The sequence below is a fragment of the Clostridium sp. FS41 genome (assembly GCF_000954015.1).
In the GTDB taxonomy this organism is placed as follows: Bacteria; Bacillota; Clostridia; order Lachnospirales; family Lachnospiraceae; genus Enterocloster; species Enterocloster citroniae.
The window spans coordinates 88,062-109,290 of sequence record NZ_JYHN01000062.1; the positions used below are offsets into that span (position 1 = coordinate 88,062).

19 protein-coding genes are annotated in these 21,229 nt (G+C 51.1%); 4 read left to right on the plus strand and 15 right to left on the minus strand.

The genetic code is table 11. From position 1 onward, the window contains the following. Positions 1-22: 22 nt before the first annotated feature. The 6 genes from CLFS41_RS17025 to CLFS41_RS17050 all read right to left on the minus strand — a co-directional run bounded on the left by CLFS41_RS17025 (position 23) and on the right by CLFS41_RS17050 (position 7,604). On the minus strand, positions 23-970 hold the full coding sequence (locus CLFS41_RS17025) for an ABC transporter permease (RefSeq protein WP_045092959.1): 948 nt from the start codon (positions 968-970) through the stop codon (positions 23-25). Position 971: 1 nt separating this feature from the next. Then, the gene (locus CLFS41_RS17030; RefSeq protein WP_007861639.1) at positions 972-2,000 is read right to left on the minus strand and encodes an oligopeptide/dipeptide ABC transporter ATP-binding protein; all 1,029 of its coding nucleotides are present in this window, start codon (positions 1,998-2,000) and stop codon (positions 972-974) included. Continuing rightward, positions 1,984-2,973 (minus strand): ABC transporter ATP-binding protein, encoded by a 990-nt coding sequence (locus tag CLFS41_RS17035; protein ID WP_007861641.1) that lies wholly within the window; start codon positions 2,971-2,973, stop codon positions 1,984-1,986. Before CLFS41_RS17035 ends, CLFS41_RS17030 begins: the two co-directional genes overlap by 17 nt. Before the next feature lie 179 nt (positions 2,974-3,152). Then, complete coding sequence (locus tag CLFS41_RS17040; RefSeq protein ID WP_045092960.1) at positions 3,153-4,808, minus strand: ABC transporter substrate-binding protein; 1,656 nt, start codon at positions 4,806-4,808, stop codon at positions 3,153-3,155. 305 nt (positions 4,809-5,113) lie between these two features. Next, positions 5,114-6,277: an amidohydrolase family protein gene (locus tag CLFS41_RS17045; RefSeq protein ID WP_007861643.1), complete on the minus strand. Its 1,164-nt coding sequence runs from the start codon at positions 6,275-6,277 to the stop codon at positions 5,114-5,116. Positions 6,278-6,290: 13 nt separating this feature from the next. Beyond that, complete coding sequence (locus tag CLFS41_RS17050) at positions 6,291-7,604, minus strand: GntP family permease (protein WP_045092961.1); 1,314 nt, start codon at positions 7,602-7,604, stop codon at positions 6,291-6,293. Between the two features lie 143 nt (positions 7,605-7,747). Here CLFS41_RS17050 and CLFS41_RS17055 point away from each other — a divergent pair, with 143 nt between their 5' ends. Then, positions 7,748-8,722, plus strand: a complete 975-nt coding sequence (locus CLFS41_RS17055) for a LysR family transcriptional regulator (RefSeq protein WP_007861645.1) — start codon at positions 7,748-7,750, stop codon at positions 8,720-8,722. A gap of 71 nt (positions 8,723-8,793) precedes the next feature. On the opposite strand, the gene CLFS41_RS17060 is transcribed toward CLFS41_RS17055, so the two are convergent. The 7 genes from CLFS41_RS17060 to CLFS41_RS17090 all read right to left on the minus strand — a co-directional run bounded on the left by CLFS41_RS17060 (position 8,794) and on the right by CLFS41_RS17090 (position 16,574). Continuing rightward, a complete protein-coding gene (locus CLFS41_RS17060; RefSeq protein WP_227162028.1) occupies positions 8,794-9,444 on the minus strand; it encodes a GntR family transcriptional regulator in 651 nt (216 codons plus the stop codon). Between the two features lie 69 nt (positions 9,445-9,513). Further along, positions 9,514-10,932 carry a Sapep family Mn(2+)-dependent dipeptidase gene (locus tag CLFS41_RS17065; RefSeq protein ID WP_045092962.1) on the minus strand — a complete coding sequence of 473 codons (1,419 nt, stop codon included), beginning with the start codon at positions 10,930-10,932 and terminating at the stop codon, positions 9,514-9,516. Between the two features lie 15 nt (positions 10,933-10,947). Continuing rightward, complete coding sequence (locus tag CLFS41_RS17070; RefSeq protein ID WP_007861649.1) at positions 10,948-11,925, minus strand: dipeptide ABC transporter ATP-binding protein; 978 nt, start codon at positions 11,923-11,925, stop codon at positions 10,948-10,950. Beyond that, positions 11,912-12,910 (minus strand): ABC transporter ATP-binding protein, encoded by a 999-nt coding sequence (locus CLFS41_RS17075; RefSeq protein WP_045092963.1) that lies wholly within the window; start codon positions 12,908-12,910, stop codon positions 11,912-11,914. Before CLFS41_RS17075 ends, CLFS41_RS17070 begins: the two co-directional genes overlap by 14 nt. A gap of 40 nt (positions 12,911-12,950) precedes the next feature. Then, positions 12,951-14,612, minus strand: coding sequence for a peptide ABC transporter substrate-binding protein (locus CLFS41_RS17080; protein ID WP_007861651.1), 1,662 nt, complete (start codon positions 14,610-14,612; stop codon positions 12,951-12,953). Positions 14,613-14,645: 33 nt separating this feature from the next. Further along, positions 14,646-15,527, minus strand: coding sequence for an ABC transporter permease (locus CLFS41_RS17085; RefSeq protein ID WP_007861659.1), 882 nt, complete (start codon positions 15,525-15,527; stop codon positions 14,646-14,648). A 93-nt stretch (positions 15,528-15,620) separates the two neighbouring features. Next, complete coding sequence (locus CLFS41_RS17090; protein WP_007861661.1) at positions 15,621-16,574, minus strand: ABC transporter permease; 954 nt, start codon at positions 16,572-16,574, stop codon at positions 15,621-15,623. 318 nt (positions 16,575-16,892) lie between these two features. Between CLFS41_RS17090 and CLFS41_RS17095 the strand changes: the two genes are divergently transcribed. The 3 genes from CLFS41_RS17095 to allE all read left to right on the plus strand — a co-directional run bounded on the left by CLFS41_RS17095 (position 16,893) and on the right by allE (position 19,663). Then, positions 16,893-17,390 carry an L-2-amino-thiazoline-4-carboxylic acid hydrolase gene (locus CLFS41_RS17095; protein WP_007861662.1) on the plus strand — a complete coding sequence of 166 codons (498 nt, stop codon included), beginning with the start codon at positions 16,893-16,895 and terminating at the stop codon, positions 17,388-17,390. Positions 17,391-17,585: 195 nt separating this feature from the next. After that, the gene (gene pepT, locus CLFS41_RS17100; RefSeq protein WP_045092964.1) at positions 17,586-18,818 is read left to right on the plus strand and encodes a peptidase T; all 1,233 of its coding nucleotides are present in this window, start codon (positions 17,586-17,588) and stop codon (positions 18,816-18,818) included. Positions 18,819-18,874: 56 nt separating this feature from the next. Beyond that, on the plus strand, positions 18,875-19,663 hold the full coding sequence (allE, locus tag CLFS41_RS17105; protein WP_045092965.1) for a (S)-ureidoglycine aminohydrolase: 789 nt from the start codon (positions 18,875-18,877) through the stop codon (positions 19,661-19,663). 59 nt (positions 19,664-19,722) lie between these two features. Here the strand turns inward: allE and CLFS41_RS17110 are convergent, their stop codons facing one another. Beyond that, complete coding sequence (locus CLFS41_RS17110; protein ID WP_045092966.1) at positions 19,723-20,355, minus strand: GntR family transcriptional regulator; 633 nt, start codon at positions 20,353-20,355, stop codon at positions 19,723-19,725. Positions 20,356-20,382: 27 nt separating this feature from the next. After that, entirely contained in the window at positions 20,383-21,054 is a 672-nt protein-coding gene (locus CLFS41_RS17115; protein WP_227162031.1) for a carbohydrate ABC transporter permease, read from the minus strand. Between the last annotated feature and the right edge of the window lie 175 nt (positions 21,055-21,229).

Below are 21,229 nucleotides of genomic sequence, written 5' to 3' on the forward strand. Positions count from 1 at the left end.
TCTGTTTAACTCCTGTTAACCACTACTCGTACTGGATGGCCGGATTCACAATGGCATACACAATGTCCGTTACCAGATTTGCCACAAGCACTACCACGGCAGACAGCAGGCATACACCCATGATCACGGGATAGTCCCTGTTAAGGATGGCGCTCATGGTCATCAGCCCAAGACCGGGCCAGGAAAAGAGCTGCTCCACGATCACGGCCCCTCCGAACAGGACGGGGATCTGCATTCCGATCACTGTCACAATCGGCACCAGGGCATTGCGCAGGGCGTGCTTGTATATGACCCTTGGCCTTCCAATCCCTTTGGCCCTGGCTGTCCGGAGATAGTCCTGCTGGAGGATCTCCAGCACCGCGCTGCGGATATACCGTATGTTGGTCCCTGCCATGGACACGGAGAGCACCAGCACGGGCATCACCATATGGGCCGCCACATCCGCGGCCCCCCCGGAGGTTCCCAGGGTGACCATGCCTCCTGATGGCAGTATACCCAGGTTTACAGTGAAAATATAGACCAGCAGCAGGGATAGGAAAAAGCCGGGTATGCTGCTTCCGAAAAAAGAAGCGGTCACCACAGCATAGTCCCCCTTGGAATACTGGTGGATGGCGCTGTATATTCCGGCCGGAACCGACATGATCAGGCTTACGGTCAGGGACACGCCCATGAGAAGCAGGGTTGGCCCCAGGTGGCTTCCTATCATGGCGCTGACCGCCTCATAGGATTTAATGGAGTATCCCATGTTTCCCTGGAGCAGCTGTCCCAGCCATACGAGATACTGGATATAAAAGGGCTGGTCCAGCCCCAGCGCAGCCTCCTTGGCCGCCACGGCCGCCTGGGAGATACGGGCGCCCTGCATCATCTCAAGGGGGCTTCCCGCAAAGCACATGATGGCGTAGTCAATGATGGTGATGCCGATCAGGGTGGGCAGAGCGATCAAAAGGCGCTTTATAATGTATTTTGTCATATCAGCTCACTCCTCCCTGGATTACACGGCCCCCGCCCCCAATTGTATGGATACATGATACAAGATGCCTGCTTCCCACGGGTGCGGACTGAAGAACCATGTCCGCATCCGCGCACTCTCCGGTGCGGCGCGGACATCTGGGATAAAAGGGACATCCGTCCGCCGGTCCTGTCTCGGACTCCGCCTCCCCCTCAATAATGCCTTTTCCACGCCTCTTTCTGGTTCTTGGATCAGCCAGGGGCACCGCATCAAACAGCGCCTTGGAATATGGATGCTGGGGATGCTCAAACAGTTCCCGGCTGTCCGCCAGTTCCACGATCTGCCCCAGGTACATGACTGCGATACGGTCACTCACATAGTTGACCGCACCCAGTCCATGGCCGATAAAAATGCAGGTCAGGTTCAGTTCCTGCTGCAGCTCCTTAAGAAGGTTCAGGATCTGGGCCTGGATGGACACGTCCAGGGCGCTCACCGGCTCATCGCAGATCAGCAGCTGTGGTTTTAATGAAAGGGCTTTGGCAATGCCGATCCTCTGCCTTTGGCCGCCTGAAAATTCATGGGGGTAACGGCCAAGGGCATTCTGGGGAAGTCCCACCATGTCCAGCAGCCGTTCCACCTCCCTGTGTATGGTGCTCTTATCTGCAAGTCCATGGTACAGCATGGGCTCTGACAGGATTTCATATATATGCTTCCTGGGGTTCAGGGATGAGTAGGAGTCCTGGAACACCATCTGCAGCTGTGTGCGTATGGACCGCATCTGGCCGGCGCTTATATTGGCCAGATCCTTTCCCTGATACAGGACCCTGCCTCCGGTGGGGCGCTCCAGCCCCACGATCTGGCGGCCCAGGGTGGACTTGCCGCAGCCGGATTCTCCAACCAGCCCCAGGGTCTCGCCTTTATACAGGGAAAAGGACACTCCGTCCACTGCCCTGATCTCCCCCGAACTGCGGGAAAACATCCCGCTTTTGGCGGAATAATATTTTTTCAGATTCTCTACCTGCAAAAGAGGCACTTCATGATTCAGCGGCATTTTCCTCAACCTCCTTTACGCGGCAGCATCTCACCCGATGCCCGGCCCTGATCTCCTCCGCTGTCTGAGGATACCGGCAGATATCCTGTCTGTATGGACACCGGTCCGCAAATCTGCATCCCATAATGGAATCATACTGTTCCGGCACAATGCCCTCAATGGATTCCAGGACCCGTTCCTTTCCGTCCCGGATCTCCGGCACTGAGCGCAGAAGCGCCCTGGTATAGGGGTGGGCCGGATGGTCAAACAATTCCAGCACAGGGGCCTGCTCGATCATCTGTCCCGCATACATTACCAGCACGCGGTCAGCCATCTGGGCAACCAGCCCCATGTCATGGGTGATCAAAAGCACGCTCATCCCCAATTCTTCCCTCAATTCCAGGATAAGATCCATGATCTGGGCCTGGATGGTCACATCCAGGGCAGTGGTTGGTTCATCCGCGATGAGAAGGGATGGATTGCAGGACAGCGCCATGGCGATCATTACTCTCTGCCTCATACCGCCCGAAAGGAGATGGGGGTACCGCTTCATCACGGAGTCGGCGCCTGGAAGGCCCACCCTTTTCAGCAGCATCAGTGCCCGTGCTTTTGCCTCCTCTTTGCCAAGACCCATGTGGATGCGGATGCTCTCCGTCATCTGGTTTCCTATTGTAAACACAGGGTTCAGGGAAGTCAGGGGATCCTGGAATATCATAGTGAGCCTGTCCCCTCTGACCTGGTCCAGCTCCTTCTCAGTCAGTTCCAGAAGGTTCCTTCCTTCAAACATCACCCTGCCGGACGTAACCTTGCCGCCACGTCCCAAAAGCCCCATAACGGACAGGGAGGTGACACTTTTCCCACAGCCGGATTCCCCCACGATACAGACCACCTCACCTGGATCCACATAGAAATCCACATGGTCTACGCTGATATTTTTTCCTCCATCCCCGGAAAATGTAACTTCCAGATCCGAGACTTCCAGGATATGCGACATAATATTTCCTCATTTCTACTGCGTACTGTAAATTTTCTCCTGCCGGCACCGGGTATTCCTCTTCCGTCTGCCGGGTATTCCCTTATGGGCACCGGATATTCCTCCTCCGTCCATCTGAATCAAGAATACCCAGAGAGCGTAACGCCCCCCGGGATTCAGTCATAAGCGATTCAATTGGCTTACTGGGCTATATCCCACTGCTCCACATGGTTCAGGAACCCGTATACGCTGGGCTCCGCACCTGTGAGGCGCTTATTAACAGCCGCCATGGTTTTGATGATATAGGCCGAGAACATGGGTACATCCTCCTGTACCTGCTTATCTATAATGGAGTACAGCCCCTTCAGCTCACCGATATCGCTGGAAAGCTGCACCTTGGACAGTGCCTCATTCACCTTATCATTGCTGTATTCCGTCCAGCTGCCCTCACCGCCCAGAAGCCATGCAACATCTGCGTAGGGATCTACCGGCGGGTAGGTGTACTGCACTGCCATCACGTCAAAATCTCCTTTGTTAGCATTGCCAAGGAGTGTGTTTATATCCATGGTCTGGATATCCGCCTTGATCCCCACGGCCGCCCACTGCGCCGCAATGACAGAAGCGGCGTTGACAAAAGTGCTGTCACCTGAATCAATGCAGAACTTAATGGTCTTATTTTTGTCCCAGCCACTCTCCTCCAAAAGGGTCTTTGCCTTCTCCGGATCATAGGTCACAGGAGTGATGGACTCATCAAAGTAGGGGCTGGCAGAGGACAGGAATCCTTCCGATACCTCCCCATTGCCCTTTAACAGCTGGTCCAGGATCTGCCGGCGGTCAATGGCGTACAGCATGGCCTGGCGGACCTTTGCATCCGGTATGTTGGATGTGCGGATAAATACGGACTGGTTGGTGATAGGATCGCCAAAGGACACATTCACATTCTCCAGGGACTGGACGCTCTCATAATCCTCCAGGGGAATGGAGCTCATGGTATTCTGGGTCACATCGATCTCCCCTGACTTAAGGCCTGCATAGAGCTGGCTTCCCTCCACGATCTTAATGTTCAGACGGTCGATCTTAGGCGCTCCCTTCCAGTAATCCTTATTAGCCTCATAGGCCACATAGTGATCCCGGTCAAATTCAGTTACCCTGTAAGGTCCGCTGACCACATCCGGCTTGTTGAACCAGGGGTCTGACATAAGATTTTCCTCGCTGATATTCTCGATCACATGCTTTGGAAGGGGCATGAGATACCGGGCATAGGATGCTTTAAATGTGATCAGGGACATGGGTGCCTTGGTGGTAAAGCGCACGGTCTTGTCATCCACTTTGGTGATGCCCTCCACATGGTCGGCTCCCGCCTCCACAAATCCGTCATCGCCCACGCCCTCAAATACATAGTACATCATGGCCACATTCCCAATAACAGGGCTGCAGATACGCAGGGCCGTATAAATCACATCATCTGCGGTCACCGGGGTTCCATCGGACCAGACAGCCTGATCATCAATATGCACCAGGAAGTTGCTGCCATCCTCCGCCGTGATGGAGTCAGCCAGCATTCCCTCAAAATTCATATCCTTATCCAGGTCCATCAGCGGAAGGAACATAAGGCCTGTGGCGTATTTGTTCATCTCCACCCCGTCCATCAAAAGAGGATTCAGGGTATTCAGGGAGCTTGTCACACCAATGTTTACGATCTTCTCCCCCGCCGCCCCTGTCTGGGCTGGCGCCGAACCGCCCTCTGCCTGTATACCTTCATTTGCCTTTCCCTTACAGCCGGCCAGGGACAATGCCATAACCGCGGCCAATGCCAGGGAAACACACCGCTTTGCCACTCCTGTTGTATTCTTCATAATTCGTCCTCCCGATCAAGCACACTATTCATAGTAATTTAGTATGGTTTTATTTATATCATCACAGTCTCCAAATGTCAATAGCTCTGGTATTACAATTGACCAGCGTACCTTCTATTTTATCATAGGTAAAATTAAATGGAAAGACGAATCTGTAACAAGGGGGGATATAGTTTCATAAAAGACCGGGCTGTTTTTATGCCTTTTAGACAATTTCATGCCTTTCAGACAAATACAGCCCGGTCTTTTTGTATGATCTTTGTAACTGTTACTTAGTTTCTATCTTTTCCAGAAAGCTCCTATAATTATAGGAAGAAATCCGACTGGCAGAAGTTGATCTCCCCTGCGCACATGGTCATCTGGGGAACCAGGAGCTCATGGCTTGTCAGTTCCTCATCCCGGAAATCCTTTTGAGTAAAGCTCAGATCCTTCTGCTTCAGGATAACAATATCCGCATCCGCTCCCGGCTTTAACGTACCGATCTTACCCTCCATCCCCATGATCCTGGCAGGCACCGCGGTCACTGCCCTGAGGATATCCATCAGTTCCATGCCCAAGGTCCTGTATTTTGCCATGACAAAAAGGAGGTTTTTGGCATAGGGCGGTATATTAAACTTATCCAGGGTCAGGTCGGAGCTGATGATGTCGGGAAGGAACCCGGCTGCCAGAGCCCGTCTGGCTGTATCCACCCCAAAGTTCCCCCTGCCATTGGCGGCATCGAAGATCACTCCCCGCTTCCTTGCTTCCAGCACAAGGGGTGATATCCCTCCGTCCTCCGTGACAATGGTATTGCCCGCGCCCTGGTAGCAGTGGCAGAAAATATCCCCCGGACGCAGGCACTGAGCCAGTTCGCCGGCTGTAATGGGTGCGTTGGTGGTGTGGACGCAGACCCTGAGGGAGGTCCCCAGCTTATTGTCCAGTTCCTCCGCAAGGTCTACGATCCGCTTCAGGTATTCAAGCCCCTTATCATCAGGCACCACGCCCTTTGACAGACGGATCTTAAGTCCCAGGATATTGTCCCGGTATTTGTCAATGACCCGCTCCATCCTGGGAAGGTTGATCAGGCAGGGATCAAAATCTTCGCACAGCTTAAAATCCAGCTGTCCTCCTGAAAATGTGGTCAGGAAGCTTTTTATCCTGACCGTGGACTGGGCGATCACGGATTTATAAAATGCCTCATAGGTAACCGTTCCTGCGGTTCCTGCGTCCACGGCAGCCGTGGTCCCCTGGGAGATCATGAAATCAGGGCGCAGGCAGGTGCCGCTTCCCTCATAGAAAATATGGGTATGGAAGTCAATAAGGCCCGGAGCCACAATACAGCCTGATGCATCGATCACATGGTCACATTCCACCATTTCCCCCTGGGGGTCTATAATTCTTGTATTTGAGACAACTACGTCCCGAATCTGGTCGGTGGCCGTGACAGGGTCCATGACCCTGCCGCCCCGAATGATAAAATCAGCTTTCATAATGTCACCTCTGTCAGATAATTCCCATGGTGCCGAGGACGCAGGCCAGGATGGCACAGCAGAACGGCATGATCGCACAGGTAATGAACACATGCTTATATGTATCCTTCTGGGAAGTCCTGGCGATCTGGTTGCACACCACCATGCCGGAGGCATGGGGCATTGCGTCAAAGCCCGAGGAGGCAATACATACCACCCGGTGAAGCATGGCTGTGTTCAGTCCGGTGGAAGCCAGATATCCGCCCATGCTGGAAAGGAAAATATTCAGTCCGCCTGCGGACGAACCTGTGATGGCCGCGATCACGTTGATGGAAATAAGAGCCGTGGCCAGAGGCCCGATGTTCATGTTCACCAGAGCGTCCGTGACGATCCCGTAAGCCGGTGAAGCGGATACCACGCTTCCAAATCCCATGATGGAGGAGGTGGCGATCAGTGCGCCCAGGCCGCCTGAGGCGCCGTCATTGATGGCTGACTGGATATCCAGCTTATCCTTATAAAGGATGCATCCGATCACAATGGCCAAGATCATGGCGCATGACACCGCGTATGTGGAGGGCATCGCGGTCAGCTTCTGGAAACCGAACATGGCGGCCAGGAGGACAACGATGGGAACATAGCATTTCCACACCTCAGGCGTCTTTCCCTGCTCCACGGACTGCAGATCCATGATGTTTTCCCCCGGGCTTGCCACAAAGTGTTCATTGTTTGCCTTTGCGGCCTTGATCTGCCAGTTCAGGTAAAGATAAGCTGCCGCAAACATGAGCACGGAGCAGATAATGCCGATCTTGGCTCCCGCGTAAGCCGTTGTGTTAAAATATGTAGTGGGCAGCAGATTCTGCGTGGACGGTGAACCTGGAAGCATGGCCATACACACGGTCACCGGACACACCATGATGGTTGCCACGATCAGTTTCTTCGGTATATCCGCCTTCTGGAACAGGGCGACTGCAATGGGATACACGGAAAATGCAATGATAAAAGTTCCGATTCCTCCATAGGACAGCACTAATCCGGTAATCATAATGACCAGGACCACTGACTTATCCCCCAAAAGCTTTAATAAACTGCCCGCTATCCCCACGGATGCGCCGCTTTCCCCCATTACCTTGCCGAATATGGATCCCAGCATGAACAGCAGGAACCAGCTCCCGGCAAACCCGCTCATCCCGGTCATAAAATTCTCAGTGATGGCGGACACGGGATTCATTCCATTAAATACGATCACAATAATAGCGCCCACTAAAGACACAATGGCCATGTGCCAGTTTTTCCAGATCAGGAAAATAACGGCCACGACAGCACAGACCAGCCCTACAATACCTAACATATTATACCCCTTTTCTTTTGATTTGTACATTTTCATGAAATAGTACTGACTTTTTGATATGTTTTTATTATAATAGCAGAGTAGTAAGAAGTGAACTTAAGAGTAATTATATCGGATAGTAGTAAAAGTGCGAAGGAGTTTTTATGGAATTAAGACAGCTGGAATATATGATCGCAATTGCAGACCACGGCAGCATTTCCAAGGCAGCGGAATCCCTTTTCATCACACAGTCCGGCCTGAATCAGCAGCTGATCAAGCTGGAACAGGAACTGGGGATCCAGCTGTTCTACAGGGATAAGCACCATCTGCAGGTGACCGCGGCAGGCAGGATCTACGTGGAAAATGCCCGTGAGATCATGAAGATCAAAAAGAATACCTACAATATCCTGTCTGATATGAAAAACAACACCGTGGGCGAGATCACCTTAGGGCTGACCCTGGAACACGGTATTGACCTGTTCACCTTTGTTTTTCCCAAATTCAACCGGCAGTATCCGGGCATTAACTTTCATCTGCTGGAGCGCTATGTGGCTGAGCAGCACAGCATGATCGCCGCAGGCAAGCTGGATTTTGGCCTGGTCATGCTGGGTGAGCAGGACAAGGTCAATCTGGAATACATCCCCCTGTACCAGGAGGAGATGATCCTGGGAGTGCCAAAAACCCATCCCTGTGCCGGTCAGTGCGCCGCCCCAGGGGAACCCATGCCCTTTATGGATCTAAAGCTCTTTAAGGAGGATACCTTTGCCCTGATGTTCCCCAATTCCACCATGCGCGGCATCATTGACCCGGCCTTTGCCGCGGCCGGATACCAGCCCAAGATATTGATCGAGACAGGCATGAACCACGCCCTGGTAAAGCTGGCTGCCACCGGCCTGTGCTGTACCGTCCTGCCCTTTTCCAGAGCCCTGTGCAGCCCGGACCGTGATGCTGTGTCCTGGTTCCGTCTCTCCCCTCCCATCAGCTGGACCACCTACATCACTTACCGCAAGAATACCCATTTAAACGAGGCATCCCGGTATTTTATACAGCTGGCTAAGGAGTATGGGGCGGAACTGGCCATGCAGATGAGACGGCCATTTCCCTGTTCAGAGGCCCCAGGCAGGGCGGCAGGTTTATAACGGATCCATAATAGGATGATTTTATAACCAAAAGGGCCATGGAGAAATTTCTCCATGGCTTGGATCAGACATTACATATACATATGACTTCCATAGTTTGGATATAAAATATCGAGAAATGACACAATATCCCGGCGCAGTTCATCCACCGCCCGTTCCAGATCCTTGTCCATCAGATAATCGATCACCTTCAGGTGGTTCTCACAGCCCATGCGGATGGAGATGGTTCCCCATTTCTCCCAGTGCCTCTGGGCATAGGCCCTTGTCATGATTCCAATGCTTTTTTGCAGCATACTGTAGCAGTACTCATTCCCGCTGTAGGAAAGCAGGCGGAGATGGAATTTGCTGTTGTTGTCCCAGTGCTTCAGGATGGTCAGGTCCTTATCCTTGTCAGAACACTCAGTCAGGGTGAACTCACGCAGCTCCATAATATCACCCCTGGTCATGATGGAGGCGGCATCCCTGAGACATCCTGTCTCAACCATGATCCGGAAATTTACTATATCCCGTATCTCCTTTTCATTGATCCTGACCACTTCATATCCATACCTGGGATGGCTGATCAGCACTCCTTCATTACACAGCTCGATCAGGGCGTCCCTGATCGGGGATTTGCTCACCCCATACTTTTCAATCAACTGTTTTTCATTGATGATCTCATTCTGCTTGTAGTTGCCCTCTATTATGTCTTTCAGAATAGAATCATATATTTCAGTCTTCAAAGACGATGGCTTCCCGCTTCCCATATACATTCCCTCCCACTTTTTTCCAACATGCCTTAAAGCATTTCCTTATAGCATACGATCCAGCTCCATAAGGGATATTATATATGTTTTCAAACCTTTTAGCAACATTTGTAAGGGAACACATTCATCGGGCTGGTGCCCCTGTCCGTGGCCGTTCTCAAAGGGATTGGGCGCATCCGGCACACCCGGCCCGAATCCGATGGCACAGGGAAGATGCCTGGAGTAGGTTCCTCCCCCCATGGTGTAAGGCTCATAATGCCTGCCCTGGACATGATCGCAGATCTCACTTAACACAGGAATGTAGGGATTATCAAGAGGTACATAGGCCGGTGCCGACAGCTCGCCGATGGTAACCCCAAATCCCAGGGATTCCGCCTGTTTTCTAAAACCTTCCGCCACCTCCCGGCCATCCACGGTCACCGGATACCTGGTGTCAAAGGACACATTGATCCTTCCCTTCTCCCCATGGGCAACACTGCCCACACAGGTAAGCTTTCCGGATTCACTGTCCTCAAAGGGAATGCCGCATGCCACCCCATAATAATCAGATGTCATGGATTCCACTGCCCGCATTGCATCTTCGGCACTGCCCCTGACCAGTCCGCTCTTTGCCAGAGCGCCTGCCAGAACATGGACCGCATTCACGGACCCCTCCGGAAATGCCGCATGGCGGGATATGCCCCGGGCTGAAACCTTTATATCCGCCCCGTCCTGCTCCACGCTGATCCCGTCTATTCCCTTCAGTTTTTCCACGGCTTCTTTAAGGTCCACCCCTGAAAGCACGGCTTCGGCCTTTGCCGGAATCACGTTGACCACGCTGCCGCCATGGAAGGATACCAGGTTTCCGTCCATTTCCCGCTCAATATCAGCCCTCATCAGACCCTTTTCCCCATAACATACAGGGAAATTAGTGTCCACCACCAGATTGAAATCCGGGACCTGCTGGGTACGGCAAAAATACTCAATGTCCTGCATTCCCGTTTCCTCTGACAAGCCAAAATAAAGAAGCACGTCATTTTTCAGGGCAATGCCATGCTCCTTTAAATACCGCAGGGCGTATAGGGCGCAGATACCCGGCCCCTTGTTGTCCCCCACGCCCCGGCCGATCAAGAATCCGTCTTTCAGCGTGCACTTAAGAGGCGGATTATGCCACCCTTCCCCCAGTGGAACCACATCCAGATGGGCATACATGCCGATCCGCTTCGGTTCCTTTGCCGTCCCCTTTACCAGGAGGCTGCCGCAGTAATACTCATGATTCTCCACATGGAATCCATACCCTGCGGCCAGGGAAACCGCCTCATCCAGCACATCCCCGCAATTTTTTCCAAAGGGATATTTCTCATCCCCCTGAACCGATATGCTGGGAATGGCCACTAATCTGTCCAGGTCCTTTACAAATGCCTGGCTGTTTTTTTCGATCCACTGATCGATCTCCTGCATAAAACTGCTGTCAGGTTTAAACATCTTGATTTTCCTTCCTTATTCGCACAGATGACATGATACCATATGACCGCCGCCCACATCATGAAGCTTCGGACATTCCTGAGAGCACCGTCCGGCAGCGTATTTACACCTGGTGTGGAAATAACAGCCCCGGGGAGGATTCAGCGGACTGGGCACATCCCCCGTAAGGATCTCCCTCTTCATCTTATTGTCCACATCAGGGATGGGGATCGCTGACAGCAGGGCCTTGGTGTAAGGGTGCTGCGGGTTGTTATAAAGCTCATCCTTTTCTGCAATCTCCACAATCCTCCCAAGATACATTACAGCAATACGGTCAGACACGTACTTAACCACACTCAGGTCATGGGAAATGAACAGATAGGTGAGTTTTTTTGTTTTCTGAAGGTCCTGGATCAGGTTCAGCACCTGGGCGCGGACCGACACATCCAGAGCGGACACCGGCTCGTCACAGACCACGAATTCAGGGTCCAGCACAAGGGCCCTTGCGATGACAATGCGCTGTCTCTGTCCTCCTGAGAACTCATGGGGATAACGGTTCATCATGTTCTCCGGCATACCCACCAGTTCCATGATCTCCTTTACCTTCTGTATGCGCTCCTCATTGCTACCCATTCCAAAGGCGTCCAGGGGAGCCTTGATCAGCTCCAGCACAGTCATACGGGGATTTAAGGAGGCATACGGATCCTGGAAGATCAGCTGCATTTTCTTGCGCATCTGGCGCATCTGCTCTTTGTTGTACTTTGTGATATCATCACCCTTATAGAGGACCTGGCCTGAGGTAGGATCGATCAGCCGCAGGATGGACCGCCCCAGCGTGGACTTTCCGCATCCCGATTCACCCACCACCCCAATGGTCTCCCCCTCATAGATGGAAAGGTTGATCCGGTCCACGGCATGGACGATCTTTAACGGTTTTCCGGTCATGGTTTTGGCTGTGATAAACTCTTTTTTTACATTCTTTAGTTCAACCAATATGTTTTTATTCGACCTCATGTTCCCAGCCTCCCTCCGGCGCATATTTCCAGCAGCGAACTTTCTGTCCCCCTATATCATAGAGCCCCGGTTCCTGTTCATGGCATTTGCTCTGTGCCTGCGTACACCGGGTACAGAACCGGCATCCCTTTGGCATTTCGCTCAGATCCGGGACCGACCCCGGGATATTAAAGAGGCGCTCCGCGCTGTTCTGGTCCAGACGGGGGATGGACTTAAGCAGCCCCTGGGTATACGGATGGAGCGGATGCTTAAAAATACTCTTCACATCCCCGTACTCCATCTCCTTGCCCGCATACATGACCATTACCTCGTCCGCCATCTCCGCAACCACACCCATGTCATGGGTGATGAGCATGATCGACTTGTTTTCCTTTTCTTTTAATTCCCTCATAAGCTCCAGGATCTGGGCCTGAATGGTAACATCCAGGGCAGTGGTGGGTTCATCCGCTATGAACAGGGATGCATTGCAGGAAAGGGCCATGGCTATCATCACACGCTGCCTCATGCCGCCGGAAAGCTGGTGGGGATACTCCTTAAGGCGCTGGGCCGGGGAGGGGATGCCCACTTTCATGAGCATCTCCTCGGCGCGTTTCCATGCCTGTTTTTTATCCATCTTACTATGCGCGGTTATTGTTTCTACAAGCTGTTTTCCGATGGTCATAACCGGATTCAGCCCTGTCATGGAGTCCTGAAATATCATGGCGATCTCGTTACCACGGATCTGGCGTATTTCCTTCTGGTTAAGCCTGGTCAGGTCTTTTCCCTTAAACAGGATCTCTCCAGATGCGATCTTACCGGACTGGGGAGGAATCAGCCTCAAAATTGACATGCTCGTCACTGATTTGCCGCAGCCTGACTCTCCCACGATTCCCAGGGTCTCTCCCTTTTTTATATGAAAGGATACGCCGTCCACAGCAGTAACCGTTCCGTTCTTTCCGGAAAACTGGGTTACGAGTTTTTTTACTTCAATCAAATTTTCAGACATTTAAGTACCTCGCTTTTCGTATGGAACATGCTGATCCCGATTACTTATTCACCTTCCAGGCCCATACATTCTTGTTCACATTGTAATCAATGGCGCCTACCCGCACATTCTCCAGCTTCTCGCTGTATCCAAAGAGGTCATTGGTAAAATACAGGAATGCCATTGGCATCTGCTTAAACAGTTCCTGCTGATATTTGTCATAAGCCTCTTTACGTGCCTCAAATGTGATCTCCTTGGCTCCGGCCTCGCCCAAAAGGCCCAAAGTCGGGTCGGACAGCTGTGTAAAGTTATTCATGTAGCCTGCCGTCACGTTAGGTACGGATTCGGATGGATCAACGGAACCGGCGGAGCCGATAAAGCACAGGTCATACTCACCGTTGCGCGCATTGGACAGCAGGGTGGGGAAATCAAGTGTCTGGATCCTTGTCTTGATGCCGATCTTCTGAAGATCCTGCTGGATCAGGATCGCTGATTTTTCCCTCACTTCATTGCCAGTGGAAACCAGTACTTCCAGTTCGCGGTTTGCATCCCAGCCCGCTGCCTCGATCATTTCCTTTGCCTTCTCAGGATCGTATTCAACCTTCAGGCTTGTGTCATAGTACTTGTGGTCTTCAGGAAGGGGGCCGATGGCAACGCGTCCCTGGCCCTGAAGGAGCTGGTCCACGATCACCTGGCGGTTGATGGCAAGGCTGATTGCATGGCGGATGTCCTCTGTCAGGTAATCCCTGGAAGTATTCATGGCCATGTACTGGTACGCAAAGGTGGGTACGGACTTTGCGGCAACACCCGGGGTGTTGTTGGCGGCATCCCAGTCAGCCAGAGGGATCTGCGTATTTCCGGAAAGGGCATCGATCTCGCCGCTCATCAGGCCGGAAAGGATATTGGAGGACTGTACTTTTTTGAACACCAGCCTGTCAAAATCAGGTGCGCCCAGGTAGTAGTCCTTATTTGCCTTAAACTCTATGGACACGCCGGACTCGGTGCTGTCAAAGATACATGGGCCGGAGCCAATGGGCTTCTGCCAGAACGCATCATTTACCAGGTCCCCATCGGAGATCCCGGACAGCAGGTGCTTTGGAATGATAAAAAAGTCACGGTTTACAAGAGCATAGACAATGGAGGGATCCATGGGTGTCTTTAAGGTAAATTCTACCGTATGGTCATCCACGGCCTTTACTTCCACACTGTCAGTCCCTGTCTCACATCCGGTGTCATCGGTACCCGCAAAGTACTGCATACGGATGCGGCGCAGGTAGTTATATTCAGAGGAAGATGCAACCTGTGCGGAGTAGACCACGTCCTCTGCGGTTACAGGTTCCCCGTCATGCCATTTCGCGTTCTCGTTCAGGTGATATGTAATCTTGTCCCGGGCCTCATTGGTCTCCCAGGAATCAGCCAGCCTGGGTTCAAACGTGCCGTCCGTGTTAATGGTCATCAAACGGTCAAACATAAGCTCATTTACATTGTCGGCGCCTGCATTGGTGGTATTCATCACCATGAACGTATCCCAGTCCCCAGACTGTGCAATGGTAACGATCTTCTCGCCGGTGCTGCTTCCCCCAGCCTTTGGCGCTTCTGTCTGGGCCGTTCCCCCTGCATTGGCCGCCGTGCCGGATGTTCCCCGGGAAGACCCGCCGCACGCTGAAAGCAGCATGGTACATGCCATGGAAGCTGCAATTACTCTTACAAAATTACGTCTCATAATGTTCCTCCTTTAAATTTGTATGTGTTTGTTTTATTTCTTTTTAATCTTTGTCTTTGAATCCAGGGCGTCCCTGATGCCGTCCCCTACAAAATTGATGCTGGTAACCGTAAGCACCAGCAAAATGCCCGGCGGCACCCAGAGCCACGGCCTGGATGAAAGCACGGTGATGGACTGCGCCGCGTACAGGATATTTCCCCAGGAAGCCTGGGGCGGCTGAACGCCCATGCCCAGGAAGCTGAGTGCGGATTCCTGGATAATGGCCTGGGCGGTACGGAACGTAAAGTTGATCAATATGGGGGCAAACGCATTGGGCACCACATATTTCATCAAAAGGGGCAGGTCCTTGGTCCCCACGGCCTTTGCAGATTCCACGTACTCCTTTTCCCTGACCGACAATACATTGCCGTAGATCAGCTTGGCAAAGTCCGTCCATCCCAGCACGCCGATCACCAGCGTAACGGTCCAGACAGAGGGTCCGATCACGGCAACCAATACCAGCACCAGTATCATGGATGGGAATGACATGAAAATGTCCGCGGCCCTCATGACAATGGTTTCCCATATCCCCTTGTAATAACCGGCGATCAGCCCCAGGGGGACGCCGATGCAAAGGCTTATGATGGCGGAAAGCAGACCCACCAGAAGGGATACGCGGCCGCCGTACACCAGCCTTGCGAACACATCCCTTCCCGTGTCATCTGTTCCCAGTAAATGGCCGGGACCGGGCTTTGCGCTGAAGGCCAGTATATCCGATGTGTATGGATCCAGTTTCAGGATGATGGGAAGAAATACCACCAGGAATACTTCCAATGCAATAATTGCAACGCCGATCATGGCCAGCTTGTGGGCCGTGAACTTTTTCAGCACGTCCCGATAATATGAGTCCTTTTTTATGACGATTGTCTCTGACATCCTCTTACCTCCTTTGTTACAGCTGTTCTCCGGCCGTTTATGTACAATACATGCGGCCCACCTGGTGAGGTTGTCCACGAACCAGTGAGGCGGCTAACGGCTCTCCCTTATCTTTGGGTCAAGCAGACTGTAAGCAATATCCGTAAGGACATTGCCCACCAGAACGGCTGCTGCAATTACTACGGTGATCCCCATTATCATGGGGTAATCTCTTGCATTAATGGACTGGACCATAAGGCTTCCCAGCCCCGGCCAGCTGAATACCTGCTCCGCCACCACAGCGCCTCCGAACATAAACGGAATCATGGTGCTGAGAACAGTTACCACAGGGATCAGAGCGTTCCTGAGGCCATGGACAATGACAACCCTTGGTTCTACAAGGCCTTTGGCCCTGGCTGTCCTGATATAGTCTTCGCTGAACACTTCCATCATGCTGCCCCGGGTCTGCCTCAGTATGCTGCCTATATTAAATATGGTCAGAACCAGACAGGGCAGGATCAGATGGTTGACTGCCGAGCCGACCGTATGTACCCCGGCATCGTACATTCCTCCCATGGGCAGTACCCGAAGCTTGACTGCAAACAGATAGATCATCACTAGACCTGTAAAAAAGGTAGGGGTGGATGCCCCTACAAATGCAAATCCGGATGAGGCGTAATCCCATGCGGAATAGGGCTTATACGCTGACATGATGCCAAGGGGCACTGCGATCAGAACTGATAGCGCAGTAGATGACAGTGTAAGTATCAGTGTGGGTCCCAATTTTTCCAGTACCTGTCCCAGTACAGGAAGGCTGTTCCGGTATGAAATCCCCAGATTTCCCTGGAGCATGGCTCCAAGCCACCGGAAATACTGTATGATCGCCGGGTCATTTAACCCCATCTGTGTTTTCAGCGCTTCCATACTCTCCTTGGTTGCCATGGGATCTGCCATGAGCATCTCCAGGGGACTTCCGGGAGCCATTGCCGAAATCAGATATACAAGAACAGTTATTCCGAAAAAGGTGGGAATCGCTACCAACAGACGTTTTACAATGTACTTAAACATGTTGTTTATCGACCTCCGTATTTCCGTGATACTTCTTAATGGGTAGCTGCGTGCCTGAACACTAAGAATATCATTGTTATATCACTGATAATATCAGATATAACGTAAATGTCAACCTTGCGAACTGTTTTTTAATTATTTTTGTTTAATATGCACACTTTTTTTCTTTTTTATTGGCATAATCGACAAAAATATATTTAAGTCTTTGAAAGTATTGACTAGATTACATTTGCATGTTTAAATAAATAACAGTTATTTCTGCGTGCCTGGATAAAATCGGAATATCAAAAACTGATTTTATTGAAGGAGGATTTTAAGATGTCTGTTAAACACAATGAACCTAAATTTACCGATCCCGCAACCATGGCCTGCCGCGGTGCCGTGGAGCACAGAGCCACATGGATGGCACTTCTCTATGAACAGGCTAAGGAGCAGGGCGCTGACGCTGAGAAGATGTGCCGCGAAGCCATCCGCAAGTGCGGCCATATCCATGGCGACAACATGTATAAGCCCCTTTGTGAGGACCCGGACAGCGCCGCTGATTTTGGCAGGGCATTCTTTAGCGGACAGGGCGCAAAAAACATGGAGATCGATGTGCTCGAGTCCTCCCATGACAGCCTGGTGGCAGAATTCCGCCAGTGTCCCCTTGTTCAGGCCTGGGAAAAACTAGGTTATAAGGGCAAGGAACTGGAACTGCTGTGCGATATGGCCATGGACGGGGACCGCGGTATTGCCGACCAGATGGGGCTGACACTGGATATCACAAAGACCATTGCTGCCGGAGACGGATGCTGCCACCTGCATTTCCATAAATAATTCGTATCAGTTCAAATACTTTACAGGGAACCTGCCACATGGCTCTCAGGCTGTCATTTTCATATGGCGGCCTTTTGTGATTCCGGGGAGTATCTGCATAATACCTCTGGTATTCCGGCATCATAACCTGTATAATATTTTGTAATATGAGCACCGGAGCCCGATCAGAGACTCCAACGCTTTAAGGAGGTCTACATGAATGTAAGAGGCAGAAATGTAAAAGACAGATTTCTCACCTATGTGGGGTTCGACACCCAGTCCGATATTGACAGCGGCAAGGTGCCTTCCACTCCCAAACAGCTGAAGCTGGCCGGTTATCTGGCGGATGAACTGAAGGAATTGGGAGTGGAGGATGCGGAAGTGGACCGGTACGGCTGCGTCTACGGGCACATACCGCCCTCCAGCGGCTGCGCCAAGCCTGGTCTGGCCCTGATCGCGCATATGGATACGGCCATGGATATGTCGGGAGCCAACATTAAGCCCCGTATTGTGTCCGATTATGACGGAGGTGATATTGTACTGAATCAGGAGAAGAATATTGTCACCAGAGTCAGTGAATATCCTGTGCTTGAGCGCTTTGTGGGCCAGGACCTGATCGTCACGGACGGCACCACCCTTCTGGGCGCGGATGACAAGGCCGGTGTGGCGGAGATCATGACACTGGTGCAGTTTCTGGCAGAACATCCCCAGCATCCCCATCCCGGACTCAGCATCCTGTTTACCCCGGATGAGGAGATCGGCCGGGGAGCGGACCATGTGGATATAAAGAAGCTGGACGCTGCCTATGGATACACTGTGGACGGAGGGCTTCTGGGGGAATTTTCCTATGAAAATTTCAATGCTGCAAGCGCCTTTGTCACCGTGCATGGCGTCACGGCCCATACCGGGTATGCTAAAGGCGTGCTGAAAAACGCCATCCTCATAGCCATGGAATACCAGAGTCTGCTCCCTGCCTATGAGACGCCCGGGTGCACGGAGGGACGCGAGGGTTTCTACCACCTGGACCGTCTGGAGGGGTGCACGGAAACGGCCAAGATGAAATTCCTCATAAGGGACCACGATCATGGTAAATTTCTAAGGCGTCAGGAACTGATGGAAGAAGCCTGCAGGTATCTGAATAATAAATACGGCCAGGGCACTGTGGAAATCCAGATCCAGGAAAGCTATCTGAACATGTATGAAAAGGTGAAGGACCATAAGGAACTGATCAGCCATGTATTTGAGGCCATGGAAAAGGCCCAGGTCACCCCCATTGTGGATCCTATCCGCGGCGGAACCGATGGCTCCCGCCTGTCCTACATGGGCCTGCCCTGCCCCAACCTTTGCACCGGGGGCCAGAACGGCCATGGACGCCATGAATTTGTGTCTGTCCAATCCATGGAAAAAGTGGTTGAGATCCTCAAATATTTGGTGGAACTGTATAGTTAGCCCTTTTTATAAAATAAAGCCTGCAAATAAACAAGATACACATAGGAGAAAATGATATGGGATATATTAACCAGGTAACCGGCTACAGAAACGATCTGCTTTGTAACAGATCCATTATTAAAAAAGGTATGTATGCACAGTTGGAACCGGACGGTCTGGTAAAGAATGTGATTCCCAGCTTTCAGGAATGTGAGATCACCATACTCTCATCCCCAAAGCTGGGAGCATCCTTTGTGGACTACCTGTTGTCCGTCAGCCCGGGAGGATATAACCGGGCCGGATTTGGCGGCGAGGGCATCGAAACTTTTCTCTATCTGTTTGGGGGATCCTTAAAGGTATGGAATGAAGACGAGACGGCTGTCTTAACAAAAGGCGGATACATATTCTGTCCGGAAGGCAGACTGCTGCATTTTGAAAACCTCGGGGGAAACGCAAGAGCATTTCTCTATAAAAGAAAATATGTAAAGCAAGAAGGCTGTCAGGCACACACAGTCATTGCCAATATCAATGATGTGGACTGGATGGAATATGAGGACATGGCCGATGTGCGCATGAAGGACTTTCTGCCAGCAAAAGATGATCCGGGTTTTGACATGAACTTCCATATCCTTTCCTTTAAGCCAGGAGCCAGCCACGGTTACGCGGAAACCCATGTGCAGGAACACGGAGCTTATATTTACTCCGGGCAGGGCATGTATCTTTTGGATCATGACTGGATCCCTGTAAAAAAGGGAGATTATCTGTTCATGGGTGCCTACTGTCCCCAGGCCGCCTACGGAGTGGGACGGGATGAAGAATTTGCTTATATTTACTCAAAAGATTGTAACCGGGACGCATTTTTATAAAGCTAAAAGGCAGAAAAGGATATTTCTATCCTCTCTGCCTTTTATTCTCATCAAACTTATTATAATATTTCATTTTTAAATGCTTCCACATCATCTGCCAGTATTTCTTTGGCCTGCTCCAAGTTCCCCTCTTCCATTGCCTCCACCAGACGTATATGGTTCCTTCCGTCTGAAACCTGACTGTTATTCCAGATTTGGATAAAATATTGATTGGAAATCCTGGTACATATATTTAGCGCATCGGACAAGGACCTTTGGATAAAGGTGTTATTGCAGAAACTGCACAAAGTTTTGTGGAACTGTATGTTGGTTTCCCAATGGATACGCGAGTCCTTTGTATAGGTGATTTTCCCAGCATCTTCATTCAATGCCTTTAACTGGTCGAAGTTTTCCCGGGTCAAATGGGGGAAACTCATCTCCAGGGCCCCTAACTCGATGATTTTCCTGTATTCAACTATTTCGATGATCTGGCTTGGAAGTATCACTGTCAGCTGGTATCCAAATCTTGGAATATTGTTAAGGACGCCCTCACCGCAAAGCTGGACCAGCGCCTCTCTTACGGGAGTTTTACTGACACCGTACTTTTCCATTAATGTCTTTTCGTTAATAATATCATTGGCTTTGTAAGTCCCATCCAATATATCCTTCATAATTCCGTCATGTACCTGACTTTTTATCGATTGCCCCTGCATTGTATATCCCCTTTATTTAATATGAGTTTAGCCTTTTACAGCTCCGGCCATCATCCCTGATTTCTGGAATGTTTGTAATATTAAATATAACACAATAATTGGAATAATTACAAGGGTTGTGCCCGCAAGAATTACAGGCCACGGTGTTGAGAGCCCCTCGCTTACGGGAAGCAGGGAAATTGTGACCATCAATGTGTATTTTGCCTGTTTGCGTAGGTACAGAAGAGGCCAGAAGAAATCGTTCCACCTGGCGATCAGGGTGACTGCTGCCCAGGATGCCAATGCCGGCTTGATAATGGGCAGGATGATCCTGTAAAATATCCCAAAATCTCTGCAGCCATCAATTCTGGCAGCCTCTATCAGTTCATCAGGAACATCGCTGATATACTGATGCATGTAGAAAATACCCACCGCAGTGGCAATCCTGGGGACGATCAGTGACCACAGACTATTGATCAGCCCTATTTTTTTCATGATCACAAACAGCGGAACCGCCCCAACCTCCGGAGGCACCAGCATTGTTGCGATCACAAAATAGAACAGAAAATCCCTTCCCGGAAATTTGTATTTGGCAAATGCAAATCCTGCCAGTGAGCAGAAGAACAGGGAAGTGGCTGTTCCCATTAGAGTGGTAAATACGCTGTTGAACGTATTCAGTCCCACCGGTATCATGTCAAATAATTTTCTGAAGTTATCCAAAGTGGGCTCTGCAACCCATATGGACTGAAACCCACTGATACTTTCTGATGTTGGTTTGATTGAAATCAGGCACATCCACAATATAGGAAGAATACATATTAATGATATAATGATCAACAATGCGTGTACTGCAAAGCTTGCCCAGATTTTTTTGCCCTTATACCCCATCTATTTC